General features: G+C 61.7%; 28 protein-coding genes. 12 read left to right on the forward strand and 16 right to left on the reverse strand.

What is annotated here, in order from left to right; genetic code table 11:
• The first annotated feature begins 19 nt into the window (after positions 1-19).
• Positions 20-1,033 carry an alpha/beta hydrolase gene (locus BW992_RS25220; protein WP_072389255.1) on the forward strand — a complete coding sequence of 338 codons (1,014 nt, stop codon included), beginning with the start codon at positions 20-22 and terminating at the stop codon, positions 1,031-1,033.
• Between the two features lie 118 nt (positions 1,034-1,151).
• On the opposite strand, the gene BW992_RS25225 is transcribed toward BW992_RS25220, so the two are convergent.
• Entirely contained in the window at positions 1,152-1,721 is a 570-nt protein-coding gene (locus BW992_RS25225; protein WP_053155174.1) for an elongation factor P, read from the reverse strand.
• 48 nt (positions 1,722-1,769) lie between these two features.
• Positions 1,770-2,903 (reverse strand): elongation factor P maturation arginine rhamnosyltransferase EarP, encoded by a 1,134-nt coding sequence (earP, locus tag BW992_RS25230; protein WP_072389257.1) that lies wholly within the window; start codon positions 2,901-2,903, stop codon positions 1,770-1,772.
• A 119-nt stretch (positions 2,904-3,022) separates the two neighbouring features.
• On the opposite strand from earP, the gene BW992_RS25235 reads away from it, so the two are divergent.
• Both BW992_RS25235 and BW992_RS25240 read left to right on the forward strand, forming a co-directional pair.
• Positions 3,023-3,409 carry a hypothetical protein gene (locus BW992_RS25235; RefSeq protein ID WP_072430308.1) on the forward strand — a complete coding sequence of 129 codons (387 nt, stop codon included), beginning with the start codon at positions 3,023-3,025 and terminating at the stop codon, positions 3,407-3,409.
• A gap of 2 nt (positions 3,410-3,411) precedes the next feature.
• A complete protein-coding gene (locus tag BW992_RS25240) occupies positions 3,412-3,894 on the forward strand; it encodes a GreA/GreB family elongation factor (RefSeq protein WP_072389261.1) in 483 nt (160 codons plus the stop codon).
• A 46-nt stretch (positions 3,895-3,940) separates the two neighbouring features.
• Here the strand turns inward: BW992_RS25240 and cysB are convergent, their stop codons facing one another.
• The 4 genes from cysB to BW992_RS25260 all read right to left on the reverse strand — a co-directional run bounded on the left by cysB (position 3,941) and on the right by BW992_RS25260 (position 7,501).
• Entirely contained in the window at positions 3,941-4,915 is a 975-nt protein-coding gene (cysB, locus tag BW992_RS25245; RefSeq protein WP_072389263.1) for an HTH-type transcriptional regulator CysB, read from the reverse strand.
• Between the two features lie 110 nt (positions 4,916-5,025).
• A complete protein-coding gene (locus BW992_RS25250; protein ID WP_014337270.1) occupies positions 5,026-5,526 on the reverse strand; it encodes a universal stress protein in 501 nt (166 codons plus the stop codon).
• Between the two features lie 96 nt (positions 5,527-5,622).
• On the reverse strand, positions 5,623-6,528 hold the full coding sequence (locus tag BW992_RS25255; protein WP_072389265.1) for a 5'-nucleotidase: 906 nt from the start codon (positions 6,526-6,528) through the stop codon (positions 5,623-5,625).
• A 19-nt stretch (positions 6,529-6,547) separates the two neighbouring features.
• The gene (locus BW992_RS25260) at positions 6,548-7,501 is read right to left on the reverse strand and encodes a putative 2-dehydropantoate 2-reductase (protein WP_076407386.1); all 954 of its coding nucleotides are present in this window, start codon (positions 7,499-7,501) and stop codon (positions 6,548-6,550) included.
• Positions 7,502-7,793: 292 nt separating this feature from the next.
• On the opposite strand from BW992_RS25260, the gene BW992_RS25265 reads away from it, so the two are divergent.
• Positions 7,794-8,870, forward strand: a complete 1,077-nt coding sequence (locus BW992_RS25265; RefSeq protein WP_072389267.1) for a 3-deoxy-7-phosphoheptulonate synthase — start codon at positions 7,794-7,796, stop codon at positions 8,868-8,870.
• Between the two features lie 72 nt (positions 8,871-8,942).
• Here the strand turns inward: BW992_RS25265 and BW992_RS25270 are convergent, their stop codons facing one another.
• On the reverse strand, positions 8,943-9,224 hold the full coding sequence (locus BW992_RS25270) for a GNAT family N-acetyltransferase (protein WP_042728324.1): 282 nt from the start codon (positions 9,222-9,224) through the stop codon (positions 8,943-8,945).
• Between the two features lie 131 nt (positions 9,225-9,355).
• Positions 9,356-9,529: a hypothetical protein gene (locus BW992_RS27010; protein WP_156682188.1), complete on the reverse strand. Its 174-nt coding sequence runs from the start codon at positions 9,527-9,529 to the stop codon at positions 9,356-9,358.
• Between the two features lie 329 nt (positions 9,530-9,858).
• Between BW992_RS27010 and oprI the strand changes: the two genes are divergently transcribed.
• Positions 9,859-10,110, forward strand: a complete 252-nt coding sequence (gene oprI, locus BW992_RS25275) for an outer membrane lipoprotei OprI (protein ID WP_011335311.1) — start codon at positions 9,859-9,861, stop codon at positions 10,108-10,110.
• A 125-nt stretch (positions 10,111-10,235) separates the two neighbouring features.
• On the opposite strand, the gene BW992_RS25280 is transcribed toward oprI, so the two are convergent.
• From BW992_RS25280 to BW992_RS25290, 3 genes are all read right to left on the reverse strand, one after another.
• Positions 10,236-11,207 carry a L,D-transpeptidase family protein gene (locus BW992_RS25280; protein ID WP_072389269.1) on the reverse strand — a complete coding sequence of 324 codons (972 nt, stop codon included), beginning with the start codon at positions 11,205-11,207 and terminating at the stop codon, positions 10,236-10,238.
• Positions 11,208-11,292: 85 nt separating this feature from the next.
• Positions 11,293-11,586 (reverse strand): hypothetical protein, encoded by a 294-nt coding sequence (locus BW992_RS25285; protein ID WP_003199347.1) that lies wholly within the window; start codon positions 11,584-11,586, stop codon positions 11,293-11,295.
• Positions 11,587-11,642: 56 nt separating this feature from the next.
• Positions 11,643-12,248 (reverse strand): arylesterase, encoded by a 606-nt coding sequence (locus tag BW992_RS25290; RefSeq protein WP_072389271.1) that lies wholly within the window; start codon positions 12,246-12,248, stop codon positions 11,643-11,645.
• A gap of 10 nt (positions 12,249-12,258) precedes the next feature.
• Between BW992_RS25290 and BW992_RS25295 the strand changes: the two genes are divergently transcribed.
• The 4 genes from BW992_RS25295 to BW992_RS25310 all read left to right on the forward strand — a co-directional run bounded on the left by BW992_RS25295 (position 12,259) and on the right by BW992_RS25310 (position 17,012).
• On the forward strand, positions 12,259-12,942 hold the full coding sequence (locus BW992_RS25295) for an ABC transporter ATP-binding protein (RefSeq protein WP_072389273.1): 684 nt from the start codon (positions 12,259-12,261) through the stop codon (positions 12,940-12,942).
• Entirely contained in the window at positions 12,942-15,446 is a 2,505-nt protein-coding gene (locus BW992_RS25300) for an ABC transporter permease (RefSeq protein ID WP_076407257.1), read from the forward strand. The genes BW992_RS25295 and BW992_RS25300 overlap by 1 nt, the downstream gene beginning before the upstream one ends.
• Before the next feature lie 33 nt (positions 15,447-15,479).
• A complete protein-coding gene (gene greB / locus BW992_RS25305) occupies positions 15,480-15,977 on the forward strand; it encodes a transcription elongation factor GreB (protein ID WP_072389278.1) in 498 nt (165 codons plus the stop codon).
• A 147-nt stretch (positions 15,978-16,124) separates the two neighbouring features.
• Positions 16,125-17,012 (forward strand): hypothetical protein, encoded by an 888-nt coding sequence (locus BW992_RS25310; protein ID WP_072389280.1) that lies wholly within the window; start codon positions 16,125-16,127, stop codon positions 17,010-17,012.
• Here BW992_RS25310 and BW992_RS25315 read toward each other — a convergent pair.
• The 3 genes from BW992_RS25315 to BW992_RS25325 form a co-directional block, all read right to left on the reverse strand.
• Entirely contained in the window at positions 16,999-17,307 is a 309-nt protein-coding gene (locus BW992_RS25315) for a hypothetical protein (RefSeq protein ID WP_072389282.1), read from the reverse strand. The genes BW992_RS25310 and BW992_RS25315 overlap by 14 nt on opposite strands.
• A 250-nt stretch (positions 17,308-17,557) precedes the next feature.
• A complete protein-coding gene (locus BW992_RS25320; protein ID WP_072389285.1) occupies positions 17,558-17,992 on the reverse strand; it encodes a DoxX family protein in 435 nt (144 codons plus the stop codon).
• Positions 17,993-18,093: 101 nt separating this feature from the next.
• Positions 18,094-19,515 carry a transglycosylase SLT domain-containing protein gene (locus tag BW992_RS25325; protein WP_076407258.1) on the reverse strand — a complete coding sequence of 474 codons (1,422 nt, stop codon included), beginning with the start codon at positions 19,513-19,515 and terminating at the stop codon, positions 18,094-18,096.
• 234 nt (positions 19,516-19,749) lie between these two features.
• Here BW992_RS25325 and BW992_RS25330 point away from each other — a divergent pair, with 234 nt between their 5' ends.
• The 3 genes from BW992_RS25330 (at position 19,750) to BW992_RS25340 (ending at position 22,757) form a co-directional block, all read left to right on the forward strand.
• Positions 19,750-20,559, forward strand: coding sequence for a TatD family hydrolase (locus tag BW992_RS25330; protein ID WP_072389289.1), 810 nt, complete (start codon positions 19,750-19,752; stop codon positions 20,557-20,559).
• Positions 20,560-20,673: 114 nt separating this feature from the next.
• Complete coding sequence (locus tag BW992_RS25335) at positions 20,674-22,155, forward strand: methyl-accepting chemotaxis protein (RefSeq protein WP_072389291.1); 1,482 nt, start codon at positions 20,674-20,676, stop codon at positions 22,153-22,155.
• 239 nt (positions 22,156-22,394) lie between these two features.
• Positions 22,395-22,757, forward strand: a complete 363-nt coding sequence (locus BW992_RS25340) for an Mpo1-like protein (protein WP_072389293.1) — start codon at positions 22,395-22,397, stop codon at positions 22,755-22,757.
• A 14-nt stretch (positions 22,758-22,771) separates the two neighbouring features.
• On the opposite strand, the gene BW992_RS25345 is transcribed toward BW992_RS25340, so the two are convergent.
• Together BW992_RS25345 and BW992_RS25350 are read right to left on the reverse strand one after the other, a co-directional pair.
• Positions 22,772-23,569, reverse strand: a complete 798-nt coding sequence (locus BW992_RS25345; RefSeq protein WP_072389295.1) for an acyl-CoA thioesterase — start codon at positions 23,567-23,569, stop codon at positions 22,772-22,774.
• Between the two features lie 217 nt (positions 23,570-23,786).
• Positions 23,787-24,548: a CHAD domain-containing protein gene (locus tag BW992_RS25350; protein ID WP_076407259.1), complete on the reverse strand. Its 762-nt coding sequence runs from the start codon at positions 24,546-24,548 to the stop codon at positions 23,787-23,789.
• Between the last annotated feature and the right edge of the window lie 53 nt (positions 24,549-24,601).

Below are 24,601 nucleotides of genomic sequence, written 5' to 3' on the forward strand. Positions count from 1 at the left end.
TGACCTCAAGGAGACGAACATGAACACATTCAGCAAAGCCCTGACCGGCACCCTTCTCGCACTCAGCGTCAGCAGCGCCTTCGCCAACGGCATTGTCGAGCACAACACCCAGACGTTCCTCGATGCACTGAACGCCGGCACTGGCAAGCCGCTGGAACAGCTTTCTCCCAAGGATGCCCGTGCTGTACTGGTTGGCGCCCAGGCGGGGGTTAAACTGACCCTGCCCAAGGCCGATGTCAGCGAGAAAACCATCCAGGTGGATGGCCAGTCGATCAGCCTGACCATCGTTCGTCCGGCCGGGGTCAAGGGGGAATTGCCCGTGTTCATGTTCTTCCATGGCGGCGGCTGGGTGTTGGGGGATTTCCCGACCCACGAACGACTGGTTCGTGACCTGGTGGCGGGATCGGGAGCCGCGGCAGTGTTCGTCAACTACACGCCGTCCCCCGAAGCGCATTACCCGGTGGCGATCAACCAGGCCTACGCCGCCACGAAATGGGTGGCCGAGCATGGCAAGCAGATCAATGTCGACGGCAAGCGCCTGGCAGTGGTGGGCAACAGCGTTGGCGGCAACATGGCAGCCGTCGTGGCATTGATGGCCAAGGACAAGGGTACCCCGGCGATCCGGTTCCAGGCGCTGTTATGGCCGGTGACCGACGCCAGCTTCGAAACTGCGTCCTACAACCAATTCGCCGAGGGACACTTCCTCAGCAAGAACATGATGAAGTGGTTCTGGGACAACTACACCACCGATGCCGGACAGCGCAGCGAGATCTATGCTTCGCCGCTGCGGGCGACCACCGCGCAACTCAAGGGGCTGCCGCCAGCACTGGTGCAGACCGCCGAGGCCGATGTATTGCGCGACGAAGGCGAAGCCTATGCTCGCAAACTGGACGCCGCCGGTGTGCCGGTCACCGCAGTGCGCTACAACGGCATGATCCACGACTATGGCCTGCTCAACGTCGTGAGCCAGGTGCCGGCAGTGCGTTCGGCGATGTTGCAGGTGTCCGAGGAGCTCAAGCAACACCTTAAGTGAATGGGCTGCGCAGCCCTGATGGCGAGGGAGCCTGCTCCCTTCGCCACCAGGAATTGCTGTATGTTGAAATGAAAAAGCCCGACTCAATGGTCGGGCTTTTTCATGCACAAGGCGTCGCTTACTTGGCGCGGCCCTTGTAGGAACCGCCATCGCGGGTATCGATCTCGATCATGTCGCCGATTTCGATGAAGTCAGCAACCGACAGCTCGGTACCGTTCTTCAGTTTGGCAGGCTTCATGACCTTGCCGGAAGTGTCGCCGCGAGCGGAACCTTCGGTGTAGTCAACCTGACGCACGATGGTGGTCGGCAGTTCCACGGAAACCAGACGGCCTTCGAAGAATACGGCTTCGCAGACGTCGGTCATGCCTTCTTCAACGAATGGCAGGACGCTTTCGATGTCTTCGGCGTTCAGCTCGTACATGGTGTAGTCAGTGGTGTCCATGAACGTGTAGGAGTCACCGCTGATGAAGGACAGGGTGGCTTCCTTGCGGTCGAGGATCACGTCGTCCAGCTTGTCGTCGGCGCCGTAGACGGTTTCGGTCTTGTAGCCGGTCAATAGGTTCTTCAGCTTGGTCTTCATGATCGCGCTGTTACGACCCGACTTGGTGAATTCAGCTTTCTGAACCAACCAAGGATCGTTGTCGATACGAATCACGGTACCGGGTTTGAGTTCTTTACCAGTTTTCATTGCGAATATCCGAATTTGGATGGGATTTACAAAAATCTAGGCCGCGTATCATAGCCAATTTCCATAAAACTTCACCAGCGCCGTGGCAAGATCGGGTCGCGAAGCCTGTTCCAGGCACCACGCCTGGGCATGTTCGGCCAGTTCCTGCTGCCGCTCGCAGACGGTTTTCCAGTGTTCGGCCATGTCCTGGCCGGCATTCCACGCCCGCCAGAGACCGCTCATCGCTTTTTGCGCCGGCTCTGCAAGTCCTTGGGTGTAGAGCGTGAGGAAAGCCTCGAGTTTGTCCAGGTGTACGTCCTCTTCCTGCTGATAGATGTGCCAGAGCAGTGGCCGGCCGGCCCACTGGGCACGCACGAAAGAATCCTCGCCGCGCACGGCGTTGAAATCGCAGCACCACAGCAGCAGATCGTATTGATCCTGCCGGACGAATGGCAGCACCTGCACCGTCAGGGCGCCACGCCGATGCACTGCGCCGACCTCCAACGGGCCTACCGCGAACCAACGTTCGACGTCCCCCAGTATCCGCCCTTCCGGCACCAGCACGTGGGACGCCCGGGCGTCGTGCGCCATGGCATCGAACCAACTCGCCAGCCCGGCGTTTTCATAGGCGAACAGGGAGATCAGGCGCGCATCCGGCGCCCGCTCGACCCCCAAGCCCTGGAGGAACATGCGCTGCGCCTCGGCATCCTGCTGGAATTGCCGGCGCCGCTCCAACAGACCCGCTTCACGCAGCAAGCCTCCCGTCCCTTCACGGAAACCAGGGAAGAAGAAATATTTCTGCACGTGGCGGTACTTGACCGACGGTAGCCCGTGGCATCCGATGACCCAGTCCTCGGCGCTCAGGTAGTCGAGATTCATCCATAACGGCGTCTTCTGGCGCTCGGCCATCGCATCCATATAGGCACTGGGCAACTGGCAGGCGAACGCGGCGATTACCACATCGGCCGCTTCGGTGGCGGGCCAGTCCTGGGCCCAGTGACGCACCTCAACCCCTTGCTGCCACTGCTGCGCGAGGGTGGTATCGATGCCTGGGCACAACCGCTCGAAAGCACGCAAGTCGTCGACCCATAGCCGGACGGCACACCGATGCTCGGCCACCAGTTGCCGGGCCAGGCGCCAGGTGACGCCGATGTCGCCAAAATTATCGACAACGGTGCAAAAGATATCCCAACGCCCGGTCATTCCCGACTCCCTGTGACAAAGGTGCGATTGTCCCGAATAAACCGATGATGCAGAAGGGCCGACGGCGATTAATCTTCATGCGACAATCACCGCCCTACGAGCCCTGCCAGGAAGCAGCTATGCCCGATCATCCGCCCGCCCAGCGCCTCGGCGCCCTGCAATTGACCCTCAGCATTGCCCTGGGATTATGGCTTGGGTTTCTCGCCATCGTCCTGACCAGCTGGTTGCTGTCGAAATTCATCTTCGACGAACAACTGGCCCCGGTGGTCGGCGCCGTGCATCAACTGGCGCAACCGCCAGCCGTGCAGCCGCCTCCCGAGCCGCCCACGCCCATGTTCGAGCAGTATCAGCAGAACCTGCAAAGGAACGAGCAGCGCCAGGCCCTGGATCAGGCCCGCAGCGATCCGCGTAACCTGTCCAATCCCAAATGCCAGTTCTGGCTGCAGCAGGACCAGAACGCCCCCAGCGAAAAAAGCCGTGCCAACGTTCTACAGTTCTGCAATTGATCATGGATAAACAGACCGTCCACCGACTGATTCTCGACAAGCTCAAGGTCGATCTCGAGATCGCCGAACGCGCCGCGCAAACCGCCTACGAAGCCGCGACCCATGAAGAGAACATCGCCGAGAACAAGTACGACACCCTGGGCCTCGAAGCGTCCTACCTCGCCGCCGGACAAGCCCGACGCGTCGAGGAAATCCGCCAGGCCCTGGCGCTCTGCCAGAACCTGGCGCTCAGGCCATACGACGAACAACGCGGGATCCAGGTAGGTACACTGATCGGCCTGGAAGATGAGGAAGGTCGCGAGCAGTGGCTGTTTCTCGGGCCGGATGCAGCGGGACTGAAGGTGTCGCTGGTGGGCCAGCCGATCACGGTCATCACCCCTCGCTCCCCCCTGGGCCGAGGCCTGCTGGGCAAGTTCGAAGGCGATGAGGTGGAGATCGTGGTGGCGGGTACCCGGCAACAGTTCGCTGTCACCGAGGTGATCTAGGGCGTACGAAAAGGTACACGACGACCTTTTCGTACGCTCTCTGGTATCAATGTACCGGTAGTTCGACGCCGTCGAACAGTTCCTCGAGTTCCTGCTTGTTATGGCACTGGATGGCCTTGGCCATGACTTCCCGGGTCAGGTGTGGCGCGAATTTCTCGATGAAATCGCACATGAATCCCCGCAGGAAAGTGCCGCGGCGGAATCCGATCTTGGTCACGCTCGATTCGAACAGCTCACTGGCGTCCAGCACGACCAGGTCGCTGTCGAGCTTGGTGTCGACGGCCATTTTCGCCACGATACCCACGCCCAGGCCGAGACGTACATAAGTCTTGATCACGTCGGCATCGGCGGCGGTGAACACCACTTTCGGGGTCAGCCCACGGTGGCTGAAGGCTTCGTCGAGTTTCGACCGGCCGGTGAACCCGAACACATACGTCACGATGGGGTATTCGGCCAGCGCTTCGAGCGTCAGCTTTGGCAGCTTGGTCAACGGATGGCCCTGGGGCACGGCCACACAACGGTTCCAGCGATAGCACGGCATCATCACCAGGTCGCCGAACAACTCCAGGGCCTCGGTGGCGATGGCGAAATCCACCGTGCCGTCGGCGGCCATCTCGGCGATCTGCATGGGCGACCCCTGGTGCATGTGCAGGGCCACGTCCGGGTATTGCTTGATGAAATTGCTGATCACCGGCGGCAGCGCGTAGCGGGCCTGGGTGTGAGTGGTGGCGATCGACAGGGTGCCTTTTTTCTCGTTGGAGAACTCCTGGGCGATCTGCTTGATGCTCTCGACCTTGCGCAGGATCTCGCCGGCCGTGGTGATGATGCGCTCACCGGCCGGGGTCACGCGGGTCAGGTGCTTGCCACTGCGGGCGAAGACTTCCACTCCCAGCTCGTCTTCCAACAGTCGGATCTGCTTGCTGATGCCGGGTTGCGACGTATAGAGGCTTTGTGCGGTAGCGGAAACGTTGAGGTCGTGGTGCGCCACTTCCCAGATGTAGCGCAGTTGTTGAAGCTTCATATGTATCCCTCAAAGCAGTTGGACGCCACGGGCATCAGCGACGGTATATAACTATATGAATGGTCACGACAATAAATCTAGAACTTTTTATGAAAAGCCATCATTTAGCCTCAAGCTTCTCCCTGGCGCCGACGCTGCACCAGCGGCACCAGGTACACCGGCACCCGGGATAACTGCAATACCCGCGCAGCGGTCCTGCCCAAGGGCGTCTCACCACTTGCCCCTTGGCAATGACTGCCTACGATCAGCAAATCGACAGAGAGTTTCGCTGCCTGTTCGAGAATGACCTGGGAAGGATCGCCCTGATACACCCTGACCGATTTGATCAGCTTCAAGTCCTGCTGCCCCTCCCCCAATTCTTCGCGAAAACTGTCGAGCACCCGCTGTTCGATATTGGCCATCACGGTATTCAGACCCTGTCGATGAAATTCGTTCAGCGCCTGCTCGTCGAGATAGCTTTGCAACACCGATTCGGCGAACAGCCCCATCGGCTCTACCGCATGCACCACATACAACTCGGCTTCAAACGTCCGTGCCAACGCCAAGGCATGCTGCATCACATAGGGGGCATACAGCCCCAGGTCTGTGGCATACAGCATCGAACGAATCATGTGACCTCCTCGCGTGCCAGAATGGCGGAGATTGATTCAGCTTAGCAGTGCCTCGGGGACTACGACGTGTGGCTTGACGTCCCGGACGACGGCTCGTCAGGGCTTGACTTCGTTACTGATGCCGTGGGGTACGTGACCTGTGGCGACCACTTCGCGAGCCAGTTCGCAGTGGCCGGTCTGGTCGTCGAAAAACACGTCGGCGGCAAAGGCTTCGAGGAATGCCGACTTGGTCAGGCCGCCGAGAAACAGTGACTCGTCCAGACGGATGTCCCATTCGCGCAAGGTGCGGATGACCCGCTCATGGGCGGGAGCCGAACGGGCGGTGACCAAGGCAGTGCGAATCGGGCAGGCGTCCTCGGGAAACTCGCGCTGCAGCGCATTGAGCGCCGCCAGGAACCCTTTGAACGGCCCGCCTCGCAGCGGCTCGCGGGCGGCCTGTCGCTCGCTGGCCTGGAAAGCCTCCAGCCCGCCGCTCTGGTAGATGCGCTCCGACTCATCGGAAAACAGCACCGCATCGCCATCGAAGGCAATGCGCAACTCTTCGCTGGCGGCACGGCTGGCACCGCCCGACAGGATGGTCGCCGCGGCGAATCCGGCGTCCAGGGCGCTGCGTACGTCTTCGGCATGGGTGGAGAGGAACAGATCGCAGCCGAACGCCTTGAGGTAAGGGTACGGGCTGCGACCACCGACGAAGGCCGCGCGCGAGATCGCCAGGCCGTAATGATGGATCGAGTTGAACACCCGAAGCCCCGTGTCGGCACTGTTGCGCGACACCAGGATTACCTCGACCCGGGCACGCCCCAGATGCTCGTTGAGGCTGAGCAGCTTTTGCACGAGGGCGAACGCATCGCCAGGTTCGAGGACCTCGTCTTCGTGCTCGATCTGGTACTGCCGATAGGCTTCGACGCCACTCGACAGATACACCTTGTGGCTTTCCCTCAGGTCGAACAGCGCCCGTGAAGAGATCGCCAGCACCAGCCTGTCATCGATGGTGTTTGCCATGCCTCCCCCTTCCGCCCGATCAGCGGTTGCGTCCGTCGATGAACGCCAGCGCCTGGTACAAGGCTTCGATTTTCGGTAATTCACAACCTGCCGCTTTCGCCGCCGCCAATGGCCGGCAGTAGATCGCATCCAGTTCCAGCGCACGCTTGTGGGAAAAGTCGTGATACATGCTTGGCCAGTAATCGGGCATCTTGTCGGTCATCGTAAACAGATACTCGGCGTAGCCTGGCGCGACGTGATGACCGCAGGCCTGGGCACCACGCACCACCTCCTCCATCAACGCCCGGATCAGCTCGCGGCTGCGGTCGTCAGCCATCAACGGGGTGGTGCTGGCCCCCAGCAGGACGGACAGGCCGTTGTACGGCACGTTCCACACCAGCTTCTGCCAGCGGGCCTGTCGCAGGTCAGGCATCGCCTGGGAGTCGATGCCGGCGGCACGAAACAGCGTCGCGGCCTCCTCGACGACCGCCATGCGCCCGGCCTGGTCAGCGCATGAACCGCTGTGATAACCGATATTCACCGAGCCAAGGGCCTGATGCGCGACGACGCCCGGGCCGACACGGTTCACACAGATCAGGCACAGGCCGCCCAGCAGATGCAACGATTCGGGCAACAGGGGCCGGAGTTCGTCTTCGACATCGAGACCGTTCTGCAGCAGCAGGACCTTCGCGCCATCGGCCGCCGCCTGGACGATGGCCGGGGCCAGGTCGGCATTGCTGGTGGTCTTGGCGCCGACCAGCAGCCAGTCGCAGGGCGGCATGTCGGCTGCGGATCGATATGCCTGGACCGGGTTGAGTGTCAGTGGTCCGTGGACCGCGCTATCGATCCGCAAGCCGTGTTCAGCGACCGCGCCGAATTCACTGCGCAGCAGGAAGTGCACATCATGGCCGGCACGCGCCAGCATCACGCCGTAGAACCCACCGATCGCCCCGGTGCCGATCACCCCGATCCGCGGTTTGAAGCCTGCCTGCATCATCGTCACTCCTCTGCTTGAAGGCCGAGCACATCATTACACAGGTGCCCTTCCCCGTGGCGAGGAGCCTTGTGTCCATCGGGCCGATCCTCGCCCTGGCGCAGGCGCTTTTCGCCAATGCCACGCCTTCAGGTCGGATCAAGCGCTCCCAGCACCATTAAACCGGCCCTTGCCCATTGTCGAGCAGCCTCGTAACGCGATAAGGTTCGGCTCCCCGACGCGCTTAAATCCGCTGTGCACCGCCGCGCGGGGATCGCTGGCGGCCGGCACCCGTGACCTGACGAGTAACACGATGGCTGATTTACCGATCAATGACCTTAACGTCGCCTCCAACGAGACCCTCATCACGCCTGACCAGCTCAAGCGCGATATTCCCCTGAGCGACGCTGCCCTGCGCACCGTGACCAAGGGGCGGGAAGTCATCCGCAATATCCTCGACGGCACCGACCATCGCCTGTTCGTCGTCATCGGGCCCTGCTCGATCCATGACATCAAGGCCGCCCACGAATATGCCGAGCGCCTGAAGGTCCTGGCAGCGGAAGTCTCCGATACGCTGTACCTGGTCATGCGGGTGTATTTCGAGAAACCCCGGACCACCGTCGGCTGGAAAGGCCTGATCAACGATCCTTATCTGGACGACTCGTTCAAGATCCAGGATGGCCTGCACATCGGTCGTCAGTTGCTGCTGGACCTGGCGGAAATGGGCCTGCCCACCGCCACCGAGGCCCTGGACCCGATCTCCCCGCAATATCTGCAGGACCTGATCAGTTGGTCGGCCATCGGCGCGCGAACCACCGAATCCCAGACCCACCGCGAAATGGCCTCGGGCCTGTCCTCGGCCGTGGGCTTCAAGAACGGCACCGACGGCGGCCTGACCGTGGCGATCAACGCATTGCAGTCGGTCTCCAATCCTCACCGGTTCCTGGGTATCAACCAGGAAGGCGGCGTGTCCATCGTCACCACCAAGGGCAACGCCTACGGTCATGTGGTACTGCGCGGTGGCAACGGCAAGCCGAACTACGATTCGGTCAGCGTCGCGCTGTGCGAGCAAGCGCTGAACAAGGCGAAGATCAAGCCGAACATCATGGTCGACTGCAGCCATGCCAACTCCAACAAGGACCCGGCGCTGCAACCCCTGGTCATGGAGAACGTGGCCAACCAGATCCTGGAAGGCAACCAGTCGATCATCGGCCTGATGGTCGAAAGCCACCTCAACTGGGGCTGCCAGGCGATTCCCAAGGACCTCGCCGACTTGCAGTACGGCGTCTCCATCACCGATGCCTGCATCGACTGGGGTACCACGGAAAAAACCCTGCGCAGCATGCACGCCAAGCTCAAGGATGTGCTGCCCAAGCGTCAGCGCGCTTGATCGCTACTTTCTTCTAGCGCATGAAAAACGCCGGGCTTTGGACCCGGCGTTTTTCATTGGAAATCGTTGGTGTCAGAGCTTCGCCGCGTGTCGCTGGTGACGCTCCATGTAGCGTTCCACATAGGAACAGGACGGGATCACCGTGTAGCCCATCTCTTCCGCGTATTGCAGCGCCTTTTCAGTCAGCGCCGCCGCAATGCCCCGACCGCGCAAGGCATTGGGCACGAACGTGCGATAGATATCCAGGGTCTGCTTGCCCAGATCCATGTAAGTCAGATAGGCACGATGACCGTCCACAGTGGTCTCGAACTGATGACCAGCCTGGTCATGGTGGATGGACAACGCCTCGCTCATCACTACTCCTCGCGGGTCTGAATGCTGACCCCTACCTTACCGATGTTTTTCCGGCGAAGGAACATCTACGCCACCCCGTGCCTGTCCGGTCACCGAGCGCTAAAAAAGCCAACCGCTCAAACCCGAGCACGTCATGAATAGTAGGCACCAATGACGCAAATGCTCAAGGCACGCCTGTCATTGAAGGGAAAACCCGCCAGGTCGAGGGATTTGAACGCCAGCGTCACGCTGAAGTCAGCGAAGGTGCAATAGCTGAACATCGCCAGTTGTTGAGTCTTGAGACGAACGCCCGTAGTTAAAGTCACCGGCAATACCAATAAAGATGCCTGGGGCCTGCACAAAAAATGAACAAAAGTGTAGGCGAATCAATAAGCAGCGACTTTAGCGGTCGCCCCGGAGTTCCTCTCGCAAGCGGAACTTTTCTACCCTTGCACACTCCATTCAAGGGCTTGGCGCTGTGTATTTTTTAAACAACCGCAAGAAAAGTTGCTCGAAAAAGAATCACCGCCTACAATTTTTTTGCTTCTTGCGCTACGTCAGTTTACTTACTACAAGTAATGGGTAGTATGTACGCCGGCTAACTCCTCAGTCTGGGGAGACAGTCACTAATAGAAAGTCCTTGAAGGGGAACACGATGAACAACGTTCTGAAATTCTCTGCTCTGGCCCTGGCCGCAGTTCTGGCTACCGGTTGCAGCAGCGCATCGAAAGAAACCGAAGCACGTCTGACTGCTACCGAAGACGCAGCAGCTCGCGCCCAAGCTCGTGCAGACGAAGCTTACCGTAAAGCTGATGAAGCTCTGGCTGCTGCTCAAAAAGCACAACAGACTGCTGACGAAGCCAACGAGCGCGCTCTGCGCATGCTGGAAAAAGCCAGCCGCAAGTAATAGTCCTTCGGGATTGTTATCGAGCCGACCCATTCTTGGGTCGGCTTTTTTATGCCCGGGTGTTTTTCCAGGCGATAAAAAACCCGCCGACGTCGCGAAACGTCGGCGGGTCCTGAAGAGCGTTCTTACTGTTGCATGTCGATCGGTGCACTCGAGACCATGGGCGCCGACGCGTTCGGCACGGCGACCTCCACCGGCAGGCCATCTTCGGCGGCCACCACATCACGCACCATATCCCAGTTCATGCGCAGGTTGCTGGTGATGTCCTCACGCTTGAGCATCGCATTGATCACCGCGGTGTGCTTGTCCACCACCGACGGGTTGCCCTTGTCGTCCACCGGGGTATGGGCTTCCAGGTAAACCTTGCCACCACTCAGGCCCAGCTTGTAAGGGTCGTTGATGATACGCACCGGCGTTCCCACCGGCACCATGCTGGCCATTTCCAGGACGTTGTTGTTGAACATGCGGAAACAGCCGTGGCTGGTGCGCATGCCGATGCCGAACTTCTTGTTCGAACCATGGATGAGGTACCCCGGGGTACCCAGGGTGAACTTGAACGGCCCCAGCGGGTTGTCGGGACCGGCCGGTACCACGCTCGGCAGGATGTCGCCATCGGCGGCATGTTCGGCCCTGATCGAAGCCGGCGGCGTCCAGGTCGGGTTCGGCGTCTTGGCGATGATGCTGGTCCGGGCGATGGGCGACCCCCAGCCTTCACGACCGATCCCCAACGGGAAGGTGTAAACCACGTTCCGGCCCTTGGGGTAGTAGTAGAGGCGATACTCGGCGAGGTTGATCACGATGCCTTCGCGCGGGCCCGGCGGCAGGATGAAACGGGTCGGCAGCACGATCTCGGTGCCGGCGCCCGGCAGCCAGGGATCGACACCCGGGTTGGCGGCGACCATTTCGGTGTAGCCCAGGTCATAGGTCGTGCCCAGGTCGGCGAAAGTGTCCTCGTACTTGGCCTTGATCACCTGCACCTGGCCGACAATGTCTTCGCCGGGTGGTGGCAGGGGCAATTCCAGGGCAGCAACGGGCCCGGCCATACACAGGGCGGCAAGAGACAGGCAGCGGGCGACGGCAGGCAAGCGCGGCAACATCCGGGAAATCCTTCGCAGATCGAACAGAGGGTATGAAGATCGCGATTGTACACCGTCCCCCGTTATTTCGGGGAGGGCAGGATGATCACAACTCGAACCGCAGTTCCGGCCAGATCGGCGAGGTGCCGCGCTTCTGGGACTCCAGGATCGCCCGGCATAACGAACACAGGCGATGGTCCTGGAAGATCTTGCGATCCACGCTCGACCAGCGAGGCTGGGCCGGCAGCAGGCTGCCGCAGAGCGTCCGGTCGGCCGAGCCGCCGAGCTCCAGCTGCCGGGTCACCAGGTGTACCCGCACTTCCTGGCAGGCGAACAGGTCCAGCTGTTCGTCAGGCTCGATCAGTTGGTAGGCAAACAGGGACCAGGCGGGACGCGGCATCGGGGGCTCCAAATCGGGGGCGCCACATTAGCCGAAAGACCGCCTGTAGAAAAGCGTCAAAGCAACGGTTTCAGGGTCGGCCAGACATTTTCCAGCAACTTGCCCTGGGCCGCGACGGACGGGTGCAATCCGTCGTCCTGCATCATCCCCGGTACCCCACCGACGCCCTGGAGGAAAAACGGCACCAGCGGTACTTTTTTCTCATCGGCCAGGGTGCTGTAGACCCTGGCGAAGGCATCGGTGTAGCGTCGCCCGTAATTGGGCGGCAGTTGCATGCCGAGCAGCAACACCTTGGCACCGCTGTCACGGGCGCTGTCGATCATCGCTGCAAGGTTTTGTTGCAATTGTGTTGGCGGTTGTCCACGCAGGCCGTCATTGCCCCCCAGCTCGAGGATCACGAGGTCCGGTTTATGGGCTGCAAGCAGCGCCGGCAGCCGCGCCTGGCCGCCCGCGCTGGTGTCGCCACTGATGGAAGCATTGACCACTTTATCGTCAAAACCCTCGGCCTTGAGCCGCTGTTCGAGCAATGACACCCAGCCTTGCCGGGTATCCAGGCCGAAAGCCGCGCTGATACTATCGCCAACGATCAGGACTGTACCCGCCGCTGCGTTCTGGACCATGCACATCAAGGCCAGGCCGGCACTCAAAAACCACACACGCATCGGATTCTCCATGGGCTCAAGCATTCTCACCGCGAAGGACCTTAGCAAAGTGGTTCCCAGCGCGGAAGGTGAACTGACCATCCTGCACGAACTCAGCCTGGAACTGAACAAGGGCGACAGCCTGGCCATCGTCGGCGCCTCCGGTTCCGGAAAATCCACGCTCCTGGGCCTCTTGGCCGGCCTCGACCTGCCCAGCAGCGGTGAAGTGACACTGGCCGGCCAGGCCCTCAGTGCGCTGGACGAGGACCAGCGGGCCCGGATTCGCGCCGAGCATGTCGGTTTCGTCTTCCAGTCGTTCCAGTTGCTCGACAGCCTCAACGCCCTGGAAAACGTCATGCTGCCGCTGGAGCTTGACGGTCACAAGGACGCCCGGGAGCGGGCCACGGAATTGCTGCAGCGGGTCGGCCTCGGGCAACGCCTGACGCACTCGCCCCGCCAGCTTTCCGGCGGCGAGCAGCAACGTGTGGCGATTGCCCGTGCCTTCGCCGCCGAACCCGACGTACTGTTTGCCGACGAACCCACCGGTAACCTCGACAGCCACACCGGGGAGCGCATCAGTGATCTTCTGTTCGAATTGAACAAGGAAAGCGGCACCACCCTGGTGCTGGTCACCCACGATGAACGCCTGGCCCATCGCTGCCGGCGCCTGATCCGACTTGAAGCCGGCCAGATGGTCGCCCCCCTGGAGCCTTGATGGCACGCCTGCCGCTGTTGCGCCTGTTCAGTCTCGCCGTTCGCCAACTGCTACGCGACGCCCGCGCCGGCGAGTTGCGCGTGCTGTTCTTCGCCCTGCTGGTGGCGGTGGCGGCGAGCACCGCCATCGGTTATTTCGGTGCCCGCCTCAACGGCGCGATGATGATGCGCGCCACTGAATTTCTCGGTGCCGACCTGCTGCTCGAAGGCAGCTCGCCCGCCCGCCCCGAACAGATCCGCAGCGGCACCGACCTGAGCCTGGAACATGCCCAGGTGGTGGAGTTCTCCAGCGTGGTCGCCACGGACAACGGCATCCAGCTGTCCAGCGTCAAGGCAGTCGACGAGCTGTATCCCTTGCGCGGGCAGTTGAAAAGCGCACCGACTCCGTTCGCCCCGGAAGAAGCCGGCGGGCGGCCGAAACCGGGCGAGGCCTGGGTCGAAGCACGCCTGTTGACGGCACTGGACCTGAAAATCGGCGACAGCATCGATGTCGGCAACAAGACCCTGCGCCTGAGCCGGGTACTGACCTACGAACCGGATCGCGCCGGCAATTTCTACAGCCTCACCCCCCGGGTCATGATCAACCTGGAGGACCTGGAAGCCACTGGCGTGGTCCAGCCCGGCAGCCGTGTCAGTTATCGCGAACTGTGGCGAGGCCCGGCACCGGCCTTGCAGACTTACCGCGACATGGTCAATCCCGGCCTCGAAGCCAACCAGCGCCTGCAGGACGCCCGCGACGGCAACCGGCAGATCGGTGGCGCACTCGGCAAGGCCGAGCGCTACCTGAACATGGCCAGCCTGGTGGCGGTGCTGTTGTCCGGCGTCGCCGTCGCGCTCTGCGCCAATCGTTTTGCCACCCGCCGCTTCGATGCCAGTGCCCTGTTGCGCTGCCTCGGCCTGTCACGCCGGGAAACCATGTTGCTGTTCAGCCTTCAACTGGCGGTACTGGGCCTGCTGGCCAGCATCAGTGGCGCCCTGCTCGGCTGGCTCGCGCAATTGGGACTCTTCGCCCTGCTGCACGACCTGCTGCCTGCCACCGTGCCGCCGGGCGGTCTGCTGCCCGCGATTGCCGGCACCGGCACCGGGCTGGTGGCCCTGGTCGGATTCGCCCTGCCGCCACTGGCGGCGCTGGGGCGAGTGCCGCCGTTGCGGGTGTTGCGCCGGGACATGTTGCCGATTCCCTCCAGCACCTGGGTGGTCTACGGTGCCGCGCTGGGTGCCTTGGGCTTGATCATGTGGCGCCTGAGCCTGGACCTGGTGCTGACCTTCGCCCTGCTCGGTGGCGGCGTCGTCGCCGCCCTGGTACTGGGCGGCCTGCTGTTGCTGCTGCTTCAAAGCCTGCGCCGGATGCTGGCGCGTGCCTCGTTGCCGTGGCGACTGGGGCTCGGCCAGTTGCTGCGTCATCCGTTGGCGGCAGCCGGGCAGTCATTGGCGTTCGGCCTGATCCTGCTGTCCATGGCCTTGATTGCGCTCTTGCGCGGCGAGTTGCTGGACACCTGGCAGAACCAACTGCCGAAAAATGCCCCGAACTACTTCGCCCTGAACATCCTGCCCAATGACAAGCAGGCCTTCACCGACAAGCTGCTGCAGTTGTCGGCACAATCGGCTCCCCTCTACCCTGTCGTACCGGGACGGCTGATCAGCATCAACGGCGAGCCGGCCAAGGAGTTCGTCACCAAGGATTCGGCCGGGGACCGCGCGCTGCAACGTGACCTGAGCCTGACCTGGGCCGCGGACCTGCCGGCGGGCAACGTCGTCACGGCCGGGACCTGGTGGCCACAGCAACCGCCGGATGACATGCCGGGGGTCTCGGTGGAGGGCAAGGTAGCCGAGAACCTCAAGATCAAGCTCGGCGATCGATTGCTGTTCAGTGTGGGCGGCGTCAACCGCGAAGCGAAGGTCACCAGCCTGCGGGAAATCAACTGGGACAACTTCCAGCCGAACTTCTTCATGATCTTCCAGCCCGGCACCTTGAAGGACCTGCCGGCCACCTACCTCACCAGTTTCTATCTGGCCGCCGGTCACGATCAGCAGATCGTCGAGCTGTCCCGGGCGTTCCCGGCGGTCACGATCCTGCAGGTCGAAGCCTTGCTCGAACAATTGCGCAGCATCCTGGCCCAGGTGACCCTGGCCGTGGAATACGTGCTGCTGTTCGTACTCGCGGCGGGCATGGCCGTGCTGTTCTCCGGCCTGCAGGCCACGCTCGATGAACGCATCCGCCAAGGCGCATTGTTGCGCGCCCTGGGCGCCGGACGACCGCTGCTGGTCAAGGCACGACGCATCGAGTTCGGCCTGCTGGGCGCGGTCAGCGGCTTGCTGGCGGCCTTGGGTTCGGAAGTCGTGAGCCTGGTGCTCTACCGCTACGCCTTCGACCTGCCCTGGCATCCACATCCATGGCTGCTGGTATTGCCGCTGGTGGGAGCATTGCTCATTGGTTACGCCGGGGTGTTCGGTACCCGTCGGGCACTCAACGCCAGCCCGCTGACAGTTTTGCGCGAGGGTTGATAGACTTCGGTCTCATCGTCAAAAGAAGCCGCCATGAGTCGTTATCGCCCTCCCCGCACCGCCGGCACCGCCCTGATCACTCCCGAGGGCGAAGCGCGGATGCGTGCCGAATTCCATGAGTTGTGGCATGTGCGTCGCCCTCAGGTCACGCAGGCCGTCAGCGAGGCCGCGGCTCAGGGCGATCGCTCGGAAAATGCAGAGTACACCTACGGCAAGAAAATGCTGCGGGAAATCGACAGCCGTGTGCGTTTCCTCACCAAGCGCCTCGAAGCGCTCAAGGTGGTAACGGAAAAACCCAGCGACCCGAACAAGGTCTACTTCGGCGCCTGGGTCACGGTCGAAGATGAGGACGGCAAAGAGTCGCGCTATCGCATCGTCGGGCCCGACGAACTGGATTTGAAACAGAACCTGATCAGCATCGATTCGCCCTTGGCGCGGGCGTTGATTGGCAAGGCCCTGGACGCCGAAGTCAGGGTCCAGACTCCTACAGGTGAAAAGCTGGTCTACATCGTGGACATCGCCTATCCATGACCCGTGCCTGCCCTAGGGCACGCGGGCGCGGAAACATCCCACCAAACTTGAAACTTTGACACGGCTGCTGTCCTGCGCAGAATGACTGGCGCAGGCTGTGTCACGTCACGCCTTTTGCTCAAAAAAATTATTCAAGGATGAATAATCATGCAGATTACCCACCATGGACTGGATTGCTGGATGTACAACACCCCCGAGTTATACAAACTGCGCATCGACGAACTTATCTTGCCCGGCACGCATGACTCCGGAGCCGATAAAAAAGCCCCCAACCTTACGCTGCCTCAAGAGAAGACCCAGGACGTGCCGATCATCGAACAGATCCTGGCGGGCTTTCGCGTGCTGGACCTGCGCGTGGTGTGTTCTGGCAACGCTCCCCCCGGCAGCGACGGGCGCTTTCAATTGTTCCACCTCACCTCATCCGGGCGCACCGTGGGCGGCGATGTCCTGGATCAATTGAACAATTTCTACGACGACCTCGACCACAAGGCAACGCGGGCGAAGGAAATCATCATTCTAAATTTTCACAAGTTCAAAAACTTCACCCGCGCGACCCATCGGGAACTGCATGAGTTGATCCATACGAAAATCGGGCAACGGCTCATTCCCAGGAACTGGCGCAAGGCAACGGTGGAAGATATCTGGACGCATCGGCCGGGGCGCACGGTGGTCATCTCCTACAACCACCGCGTCAGGGCCAAATACTGGAAAGGCGTGGAACACCAATGGAGCGGCAAGAACCTGAATACCACCAGCGCCTTGAAGACGTTCATGGACGAACAATCCGCCCGGAAGAAACCCGACTTCGTCCTACGCTCGATACAATGCGCCAAGTATGTGCTGCCCCTGCATATTCCGGATGATTTCAGCGACAAGATCGATCTGTGGTTCGAGTCCAGGAACAGCGACAGCTATATACAACGCTTCCACATCATCAATACCGACTGGTCGACCCGCAGCCAGATCGTCTTCAACTGCATGCATGCCAATCGGCTTCGGGCAAAGGCAAAGAGCGCCTCCCTCACCGCCGCGTGATCAACCCTTGCCGCGCCACGCGGGTCAATTGCCGGATCATCTCCGGAGCATCCGCCGCACTGGGCGCCTGGATGACGGCCAGGTCGAAACTGTCGTTGGCAAAACGTGCCAGCGACTCGCCGTCTTCGACGAATTGAATCAGGAATGCCGCGGGGCCGTGGCTGCGTCGAGGCCAGCCATCGAGATAGCGCAACAATGTAGGCTGGTGGGTACCGCCCAGGAGGATTTTCGGATTACGCTGCAGAAGACTTGCCGTAATAGGCGCCAGACGGGCCAGGGAGTTGGGTGCGTTCATCGTGTCGTGTCTCTGCCTCGAAAGTCTGCATGGCAGGTGAGAGGCAACACCGAACCAGCGCTTTAGCGGTATTTCGAAGCCGTGTCTCTGGCTTCTGACGGCAACTCCCTGAGTCACCTGGCGCCCCGCAAGTAGCTGTTTAAATCGGCGCATGCGCAGCATCCTAGAGAAGCCGACCGGCCAGTGTCAAGAATCAGCGCCCACAAAAAAGGCCCGTAGCAGACGGGCCTCTTGCAATCCGCGAAAGCGATCAGCGAGCGACGGCACCGTCGACCGACAACTTGCCCGCACCTTCGATCAGTATCGCGATGCTACCGGCCAGCAAGGCCAAGGCAAACTCATAACCGTTGTTGGCCATGAACAGACCGTTGCCGATGTGCACCGAGAAAATCGCCACCAGCGACAGGAACGCCAGGCCCAATGCCGCCGGGCGGGCCAGCAAGCCAATGACCAGGGCCAGGCCGGCGAAGAACTCCGTACCGCCCGCCAATGTGGCCATCAGGTAACCAGGCGTCAGGCCGATGCTTTCCATCCATTGGGCCGTCCCCGCCAGACCGTAGCCACCGAACAGGCCGAACAGCTTCTGCGCGCCATGGGCGGCGAAAATGATGCCTACAGCGATGCGCAGAACAGTCAGGCCATAACCGGCACGAGTGGACAGGACTTTGTTGATGACAGTGCTCATAGGGTGCATTCCTTGGTGTGTGCGTTGTGTGGTCGCCATATTAATCGATTAAACTCATGATAAAAGCGGAAAAAATCCGCTATACCATTCGAATTATTAGATCATTTCCGCAGAGCGACCTTTTGCTCCCTGGGCTCCAGCGACTCTCGCTCTCGATCAAACGCCAGATAGTACTTGTTCACACTATTAACGTAGCTGACGGCGCCCATTCCCACCTGCTCCATGGCAATGCGCTCGACCTGAAAGAACCACTGGTTGGGGTTCAGGCCCCGTCGCCGGGCCTCGGCACGCATGCCCTGCACCCGTTCCGGTCCCATGTTGTAGGCAGCCAGCACGAAGGCCATGCGTTCACGTTCGTTGAGTTTGGGGCTGGAGAAAAACTTGCGACGGATCAGGGCCAGGTATTTGGCGCTGGCCTGCACATTCGCATCCAGGTTCTGGATATTGCCCACCCCCACCCGCTGGGCCGCCGAAGGCGTGATCTGCATCAGTCCCGTGGGACCGCTGCCGCTGCGGGCACTGGGTTGCAGGGCAGACTCCTTGAACGCCAGGGCCGCGAGGTTCAGCCAGTCCATGTTCTGGGCCTCGGCGTGCTTCTGCAGCACCGGACGCAGCGTCTCCAGACGCTGGCGATTGGCCCGGGCCAAGGGATTGTGGACCTGGTACAAACGACGATAGATACGCAGGAACGCCGCGTCCTGGTTGGACGGAACCTTGTAGGTGGTCAGGAAGCCGTTGATGCTCGCACGCAGCATCGCGGCGTCGCGGCGGACAAACCAGTGCTCGCTCTGCGGCTCGCCAATGGGCACCTGTCGATCGAAACGCAGCTTGGGCAGGATCTTGCCCCAGCGCTCGGCAATGGGTTGTTCGATGATCGTCAGGTGAAAGATCCCGCCCTGGACCATCTCCAGCACATCTTCAACCGCCAGGCTGGGATCGACCCATTCGATCTTCACCGCAGGCAACTTGAGCAGCGCCAGTTTCTGGTTGATCTGGTTCACCGCGTCCCCCGCGGCACTGCCGTTGGGCAGGGCCAGGGTCTTGCCGGAGAGCTGCTCTACGCGGGTGTAACGTTTCTCGCCCTTGATGCCCACCAGCAGCAATGGCACATCGGACCGGATCGGATCGCTGGCGCTGACCGCCTGGCCGGCCTGGGGTTCGAGCAGTTCGCCCGGCGCCACGAGGTCGCCTTCGCCACGGTGCAAGGCGCCGAGCAACTGATCCTTGGCCGTGGGGATGATCTTGAGAGTGATTTGCTGGCCATCGCGGGCATGGCCGTTGAGGTACTGCTCGAAGGCTCGCAGCCGGTGATATTCGACACCGATGGATTGCCCCTGGACTTCACCGGAACTGTTACGACTCTGATTGACCAGCACCTTGAGCACGCGACTGCTGCGGATCTGCGCCAGATCACGCACGGTACCCGGCGCCACAGCTTGTACTGGCCCGGGCAGCCGTGCTTCGGCCGGCATCGGCAAAAGCAGCGAACAACACAGCAGTAACAACACCTGAGGACGTACCATCCACACTCCGGAAGGATACCGACGCTCGCCTTCCTCAGAATCGAGGCTTGAGCCGACGGAAACAGAGCGCCTGGGGCGCTGAAAAGTGCGCAAGACTGGCACAGCGCTGGCATTTATACCAACCCGACCTGTCTCGTGGCCTCAACAGACAGCCTCAACTCGTTGTAGTTCTTGGCTTTTCTTATAAATCTACAGCTCTGGTATGCTTTCGGGCCCTTGGGCCGAGGTAGCACCATGCAACTCATCGATATCGGCGTCAACCTGACCAACCCCAGTTTCGTCGACAAACACCAGGCGGTGCTCGAGCGCGCCTATGAAGCCGGGGTTTGCCAACTGATCCTGACCGGCACCAGCATCGACAGCAGCGAACAGGCGATCGAGCTGTGCCAGCGCCTCGATGAAACCGGCGAGCGGCTGTTTTCCACTGCCGGCATTCACCCACACAGCGCCAGCGAATGGACCGACGACAGCGCCCGGCGTCTCAAGGATCTGCTCAAGCAAGGCCGCGCCCGGGCAGTAGGCGAATGCGGGCTGGATTTCAATCGGGACTTCTCCCCTCGCCCACAACAGGAGAAGGTCCTGGAGGAGCACCTCGCCCTGGCGACGGAACTGCAGCTTCCGGTCTTCCTCCACGAACGCGACGCCGACCAGCGCCTGCTGGAAATTCTCCGGGACTTCCGCGACCGCTTGCCCGCCGCCGTGGTGCATTGTTTCACCGGTGAAAAAAAAGCACTGTACAGCTACCTCGATCTGGACTTGCACATCGGCATCACCGGCTGGATCTGTGACGAGCGCCGCGGCACGCACCTGCACCCGTTGGTGCGCGACATCCCTCGCGGCCGACTGATGCTTGAAAGCGATGCGCCGTACCTGTTGCCGCGCACGCTGCGCCCCAAGCCCAAGAACGGTCGCAACGAACCGGCCTATCTGACAGAGGTCTTGCGCGAAGTCGCCTTGCACCGAGGCGAATCCCGGGAAGAGCTGGCGGTCCACAGTACCGCGTGCGCCAGGGCCTTTTTTGGTTTGCCTGTGATTTGCGGCTAGCCCTATCCAACGGCACACGGCATCCGTTGACCCATATCAAAATGCGCCGCGCTGAATAGCATCAGAATAATGGCACCTTGCCAAAACTGTTTCCGCTATCAGAGAAGACCTTCCATGGGTGCCTGGCTTAGCAATATCTCACTGAAATACAAATTCTGGGCGGTCAATGCGGTGGCCTTCGTGACCACCCTGCTGCTCGTCCTTTACGCGGTGCATCTGGAGCAACAGGCCCGCAACCACGCGGCCCTGGCGAATGCCCAGGCCCAGGCCCGGCTGCTCGATCGCTGGCCTGCCGGACAGGCCCTGCCCAAGACCGATTACCTGCTGAGCTTCCCCCGAGGCCAGGTGCCCGTTTTCGAGGACCAGCCATTACCGGCGTTGGAGGGGGCCGCAGGCCGGGTCGAATTCGACGCCAGTCCCTTGTTCGGTGAGCGGCCGCTGCTGGGCGCCGAAGTGATCCAGCGAAGCGACGGCCAGCAGCTCGCCGTACTGGTCCCTGGCGCAAGCCTGAGCCAGGTATTCAGAGAACGCTTCAGCCAATACGCGGTGGCGGTATTCGTACTGATGCTGGCGATGCTGGGGGCGTCGCAGTTGTTGATCCGCTTCCTGCTCAGCCAACTCAACACCCTGAAGGACGTGATGCTGCACGTCGAACGGACCGGCGACCTGTCCGCTCGTGTGCCTCTGGCCTGCCGGGATGAAGTGGGCCAGATGGCCGCGGCATTCAATGCCATGCAGGCCGGTTATCAACGCGTGGTCGATACCGTGGCCAGCACCGCACGCCAATTGGACAGTGGAGCGGCACGCCTGGCATCGAGCATGAACGATGTGCGCCACGGCATGCTCGGCCAGCAGAGCGAAACCGATCAGGCGGCGACGGCGATCAACGAAATGTCCGCCACGGTGTACCACATCGCTCAACATGCCGGCGCCACCCGCGACCTGTCGAAAACCGCCGATACTCTGGCGGGCAATGGCCGAGAGGTGGTTGGCCGTGTGCAGCAATCGATCACCGGGCTTTCCTCCGGTGTGCAGCAGACCGCCGAAATGATCCAGCGCCTGGCCGAAGACAGCCAGAAGATCAACGGCGTGGTCAGCGTCATCCACAGCATCGCCGAACAGACCAACCTGCTGGCCCTCAACGCGGCGATCGAGGCAGCGCGAGCCGGGGAAATGGGCCGAGGCTTCGCCGTGGTGGCCGATGAGGTGCGCAACCTCGCCAAGCGCGTGCAAACCTCGACGGACGAGATCACCGGCATGATAGCGGCCCTGCAGGCAGGCACCCGGGATGCCGTGGATTTCATGCAGGAAAGCTCCTACAAGGCTGACGATTGCGTACAACAGGCCCGCGAGGCAGGCGAGGCGTTGGAACAGATCACCGGGGCGGTGGCACAGATGCGCGAGAGCAATACCCAGATCGCCGTCGCCGCCGAGCAGCAGAGCCAGGTCGCCGAAGAAATGAACCGGGCGGTGGTCAGCATTCGCGACGTCACCGAAAACACCGTGCGCCAGACAGTGGACTCGGCCACCACCAGCCATGACCTGGCGACCCTGGCCGGCGAACTGAACAAGGCGATCGGGCAACTCAAGCTCTGAGCCCGCGATTCAGCGCCAGCCCTCTCCCGCACTGGGGGTCATGCTGTTCATTTAGCGAATTCGAAGGGCGGACGGCTTTACGCACTGGGGCGGGCTTTCTTGATTTTCAAGCGAGCCCAACAGTCAATCCCGCCATTGCCTTTTGATTCTATCGCCCCGATAACCAACCTCGATTCGCCGGTCCAACGGTCGACGCCTATTCTTCACCCATATGTGTAGACGAATCGAGGAACAGCATCATGGGCAAACGTCACCCCAACCTTGCCGCCTGGCAATGGCGTGCCTACCCTGACAATCACCGTCACCCGACCAACCTGGTGCTGCACCTGATTGCCGTGCCGCTGTTCATCGTTGCATTCCTGCTGATCGTGTCGGGGGTGTTCGGCCTGAACCTGGCGAATATCGCCATCGGTGTGATCGGCGTGATCGCCGCGCTGGGCTTGCAGCGCCACGGCCATGGTCTGGAGGCACAGGCCTCCGAACCGTTCAGCGACCGCAAAGACGCGGTATCGCGGCTGCTGGTGGAACAGTTCCTGACCTTTCCCAGGTTCCTGTTCAGCGGTGGCTGGTGGCGCGCCTGGCGGGACCGCCACCGGCGCTGAGTCGCGAGCTCCCTTCAGCCGAAGATGGTCACTGTCTGCCGGCTCATGGCGATGAGGCGCCCATCGGCGCTCCAGAATTTCGCGGCGACATGACCGTAGCCGTCCTGGGCGTGCTCGATCTCGGCCAGGTACTGGCACCAGTCCAGCGTCGTGAGTTCCAGCACCGGCTGGACGAATTCGATGGTCCAGGTGAGTGTGCTGCCCGGAGCCATTTGCGTCAGGTGGGGCAACAATGCCGGAGGCCAGGCGTCCACCAACGCCAGGATGTGGGCCTCGTTGAGCGGCTCTTCCTTCACATCCCCCCGTAACCGTACCCAGCCGCCCATGCTCCGGGATTTGTTGCCCGTGAACGGCAGGCCGCCGACGCTCCAGCGCATTGCCAGATGCCGCATGAATTCCGGGGTGGCGCCCTTGACGTAGGGCAACTCCTGGCACTGCTCCACATTCGTGAAGGACGGCGCGGGGTCGGCCTGTACCGCCACCACGGAAGCACGAGAGGCGCCGAAACTGCCCTGGACCAGGGTGACCACCTGGCCCTTCTGCACCGCTCGCCCCACCACCTGGCTGACCGCCTTGCCTTCGCGCAACACCTCGACTTCGAAACTGACAGGTACGTCCGGCTCGACCGGACCGACGAAAGTGATCGCCAGCGAACGCACCGGACGATCCGCCGGGACCCGCGCACGCATCGCCTCATACTGCAACGCCGCCACCAACCCACCAAAACTGGCGCGCCCCTGGCCCCATTCGGGCGCGATGGTCACTGCATCTGGCTGGCGACGCACGGCATCGATCAAATCGGAAAAGCGCATGACAACCTCGAAAGTGGGGAAGAACGATGAACGGATCTTAACCAGCCCGTGCGAGCGGCACAGCGCTCATTCCGGCCAAAGAAACGGACAGATAGGCCGCAGCTTTTCAAATCCACCCTTGATCGACCGCGGGAGCGAGTGTGCCCGCGAACCCGTCATCCGTGACAAGAGGAATACGGGAGACAGCGCTCCCGTGGGGAAAATATGCAGCCAGGATTCAGGACTTGTCGAAGCAGTCCGCTATCAGCTTGTCGAGCACCTTGTCGGACTTGGCCTCGGCCTTTTCCATGGTGACCCGCCAGCTCGGCACGCAGGATTGCAGGTCGTGTTCCTGCTCGGCCCTGGCCAGCCATTGCCAGCAATCGTGCCAGTCCCCCAACGCGGCCTGGGCCGACTTGAGCCGAGGCATGGCCGCCTCGGGCAGGCGATCGAGTTCGGGATAGGCTTCGATGGCGTAGCGCACGCGTTTGATCAACAAACGCAAGCGATGACGGTCGTGAGCCGGATCGTCCAAGGCTTCACCGAGTTTCTTCCATTGCTTGTCCAGGCGCTTTTCGATGCGCTTGCGCAATCCCTTGAGCACCCCCTGGCGCTGGGCGGCACGAATGAAGCGTGGGAAGGCATCGAGGATCATCAGCAAGTGCCCCAGCTCGGGGCTCGCGGCGACGGCGGGATAGGCTTGGGCCATCTGCAGCTGACGGTGCTGAGCGGCTTGCGGCTTGCCGTGCGCCTCCAGGTAGGCCGCCAGTACTTCCCGGTCCCGCAATGGCGTGGTCAGGGTGCCGACCGCCGAGGCGGCCGCTTCCAGCTGTTCGACCCCGGGTAACCCGCGCAACGGGCGAAGCAGGCTGCGCAGACGGCGGACCGTGGTGCGCAGGTCATGCAACGCTTCGCTGTCGGTATGGGCATTCAGGCGGGCCTGGCAGGCCAGCAGGCGGACTTCCAGGCCCAGTATCCGGGCCACCAGCCGATCGATCATGGGCTTACTCCGTTAGCAGCGCCAGGCTGCAAGCCTCACAGGCACAACGCCTC

This window comes from Pseudomonas sp. 7SR1 (assembly GCF_900156465.1).
In the GTDB taxonomy this organism is placed as follows: domain Bacteria; phylum Pseudomonadota; class Gammaproteobacteria; order Pseudomonadales; family Pseudomonadaceae; genus Aquipseudomonas.

What these genes read in the sequence shown, in the direction of transcription:
- BW992_RS25220 (WP_072389255.1), top strand. Translation starts at nt 20, where the DNA reads ATGAACACATTCAGCAAAGCCCTGACCGGCACCCTTCTCGCACTCAGC.
- BW992_RS25225 (WP_053155174.1), bottom strand. Translation starts at nt 1,721, where the DNA reads ATGAAAACTGGTAAAGAACTCAAACCCGGTACCGTGATTCGTATCGAC.
- earP (WP_072389257.1), bottom strand. Translation starts at nt 2,903, where the DNA reads ATGACCGGGCGTTGGGATATCTTTTGCACCGTTGTCGATAATTTTGGC.
- BW992_RS25235 (WP_072430308.1), top strand. Translation starts at nt 3,023, where the DNA reads ATGCCCGATCATCCGCCCGCCCAGCGCCTCGGCGCCCTGCAATTGACC.
- BW992_RS25240 (WP_072389261.1), top strand. Translation starts at nt 3,412, where the DNA reads ATGGATAAACAGACCGTCCACCGACTGATTCTCGACAAGCTCAAGGTC.
- cysB (WP_072389263.1), bottom strand. Translation starts at nt 4,915, where the DNA reads ATGAAGCTTCAACAACTGCGCTACATCTGGGAAGTGGCGCACCACGAC.
- BW992_RS25250 (WP_014337270.1), bottom strand. Translation starts at nt 5,526, where the DNA reads ATGATTCGTTCGATGCTGTATGCCACAGACCTGGGGCTGTATGCCCCC.
- BW992_RS25255 (WP_072389265.1), bottom strand. Translation starts at nt 6,528, where the DNA reads ATGGCAAACACCATCGATGACAGGCTGGTGCTGGCGATCTCTTCACGG.
- BW992_RS25260 (WP_076407386.1), bottom strand. Translation starts at nt 7,501, where the DNA reads ATGCAGGCAGGCTTCAAACCGCGGATCGGGGTGATCGGCACCGGGGCG.
- BW992_RS25265 (WP_072389267.1), top strand. Translation starts at nt 7,794, where the DNA reads ATGGCTGATTTACCGATCAATGACCTTAACGTCGCCTCCAACGAGACC.
- BW992_RS25270 (WP_042728324.1), bottom strand. Translation starts at nt 9,224, where the DNA reads ATGAGCGAGGCGTTGTCCATCCACCATGACCAGGCTGGTCATCAGTTC.
- oprI (WP_011335311.1), top strand. Translation starts at nt 9,859, where the DNA reads ATGAACAACGTTCTGAAATTCTCTGCTCTGGCCCTGGCCGCAGTTCTG.
- BW992_RS25280 (WP_072389269.1), bottom strand. Translation starts at nt 11,207, where the DNA reads ATGTTGCCGCGCTTGCCTGCCGTCGCCCGCTGCCTGTCTCTTGCCGCC.
- BW992_RS25285 (WP_003199347.1), bottom strand. Translation starts at nt 11,586, where the DNA reads ATGCCGCGTCCCGCCTGGTCCCTGTTTGCCTACCAACTGATCGAGCCT.
- BW992_RS25290 (WP_072389271.1), bottom strand. Translation starts at nt 12,248, where the DNA reads ATGCGTGTGTGGTTTTTGAGTGCCGGCCTGGCCTTGATGTGCATGGTC.
- BW992_RS25295 (WP_072389273.1), top strand. Translation starts at nt 12,259, where the DNA reads ATGGGCTCAAGCATTCTCACCGCGAAGGACCTTAGCAAAGTGGTTCCC.
- BW992_RS25300 (WP_076407257.1), top strand. Translation starts at nt 12,942, where the DNA reads ATGGCACGCCTGCCGCTGTTGCGCCTGTTCAGTCTCGCCGTTCGCCAA.
- greB (WP_072389278.1), top strand. Translation starts at nt 15,480, where the DNA reads ATGAGTCGTTATCGCCCTCCCCGCACCGCCGGCACCGCCCTGATCACT.
- BW992_RS25310 (WP_072389280.1), top strand. Translation starts at nt 16,125, where the DNA reads ATGCAGATTACCCACCATGGACTGGATTGCTGGATGTACAACACCCCC.
- BW992_RS25315 (WP_072389282.1), bottom strand. Translation starts at nt 17,307, where the DNA reads ATGAACGCACCCAACTCCCTGGCCCGTCTGGCGCCTATTACGGCAAGT.
- BW992_RS25320 (WP_072389285.1), bottom strand. Translation starts at nt 17,992, where the DNA reads ATGAGCACTGTCATCAACAAAGTCCTGTCCACTCGTGCCGGTTATGGC.
- BW992_RS25325 (WP_076407258.1), bottom strand. Translation starts at nt 19,515, where the DNA reads ATGGTACGTCCTCAGGTGTTGTTACTGCTGTGTTGTTCGCTGCTTTTG.
- BW992_RS25330 (WP_072389289.1), top strand. Translation starts at nt 19,750, where the DNA reads ATGCAACTCATCGATATCGGCGTCAACCTGACCAACCCCAGTTTCGTC.
- BW992_RS25335 (WP_072389291.1), top strand. Translation starts at nt 20,674, where the DNA reads ATGGGTGCCTGGCTTAGCAATATCTCACTGAAATACAAATTCTGGGCG.
- BW992_RS25340 (WP_072389293.1), top strand. Translation starts at nt 22,395, where the DNA reads ATGGGCAAACGTCACCCCAACCTTGCCGCCTGGCAATGGCGTGCCTAC.
- BW992_RS25345 (WP_072389295.1), bottom strand. Translation starts at nt 23,569, where the DNA reads ATGCGCTTTTCCGATTTGATCGATGCCGTGCGTCGCCAGCCAGATGCA.
- BW992_RS25350 (WP_076407259.1), bottom strand. Translation starts at nt 24,548, where the DNA reads ATGATCGATCGGCTGGTGGCCCGGATACTGGGCCTGGAAGTCCGCCTG.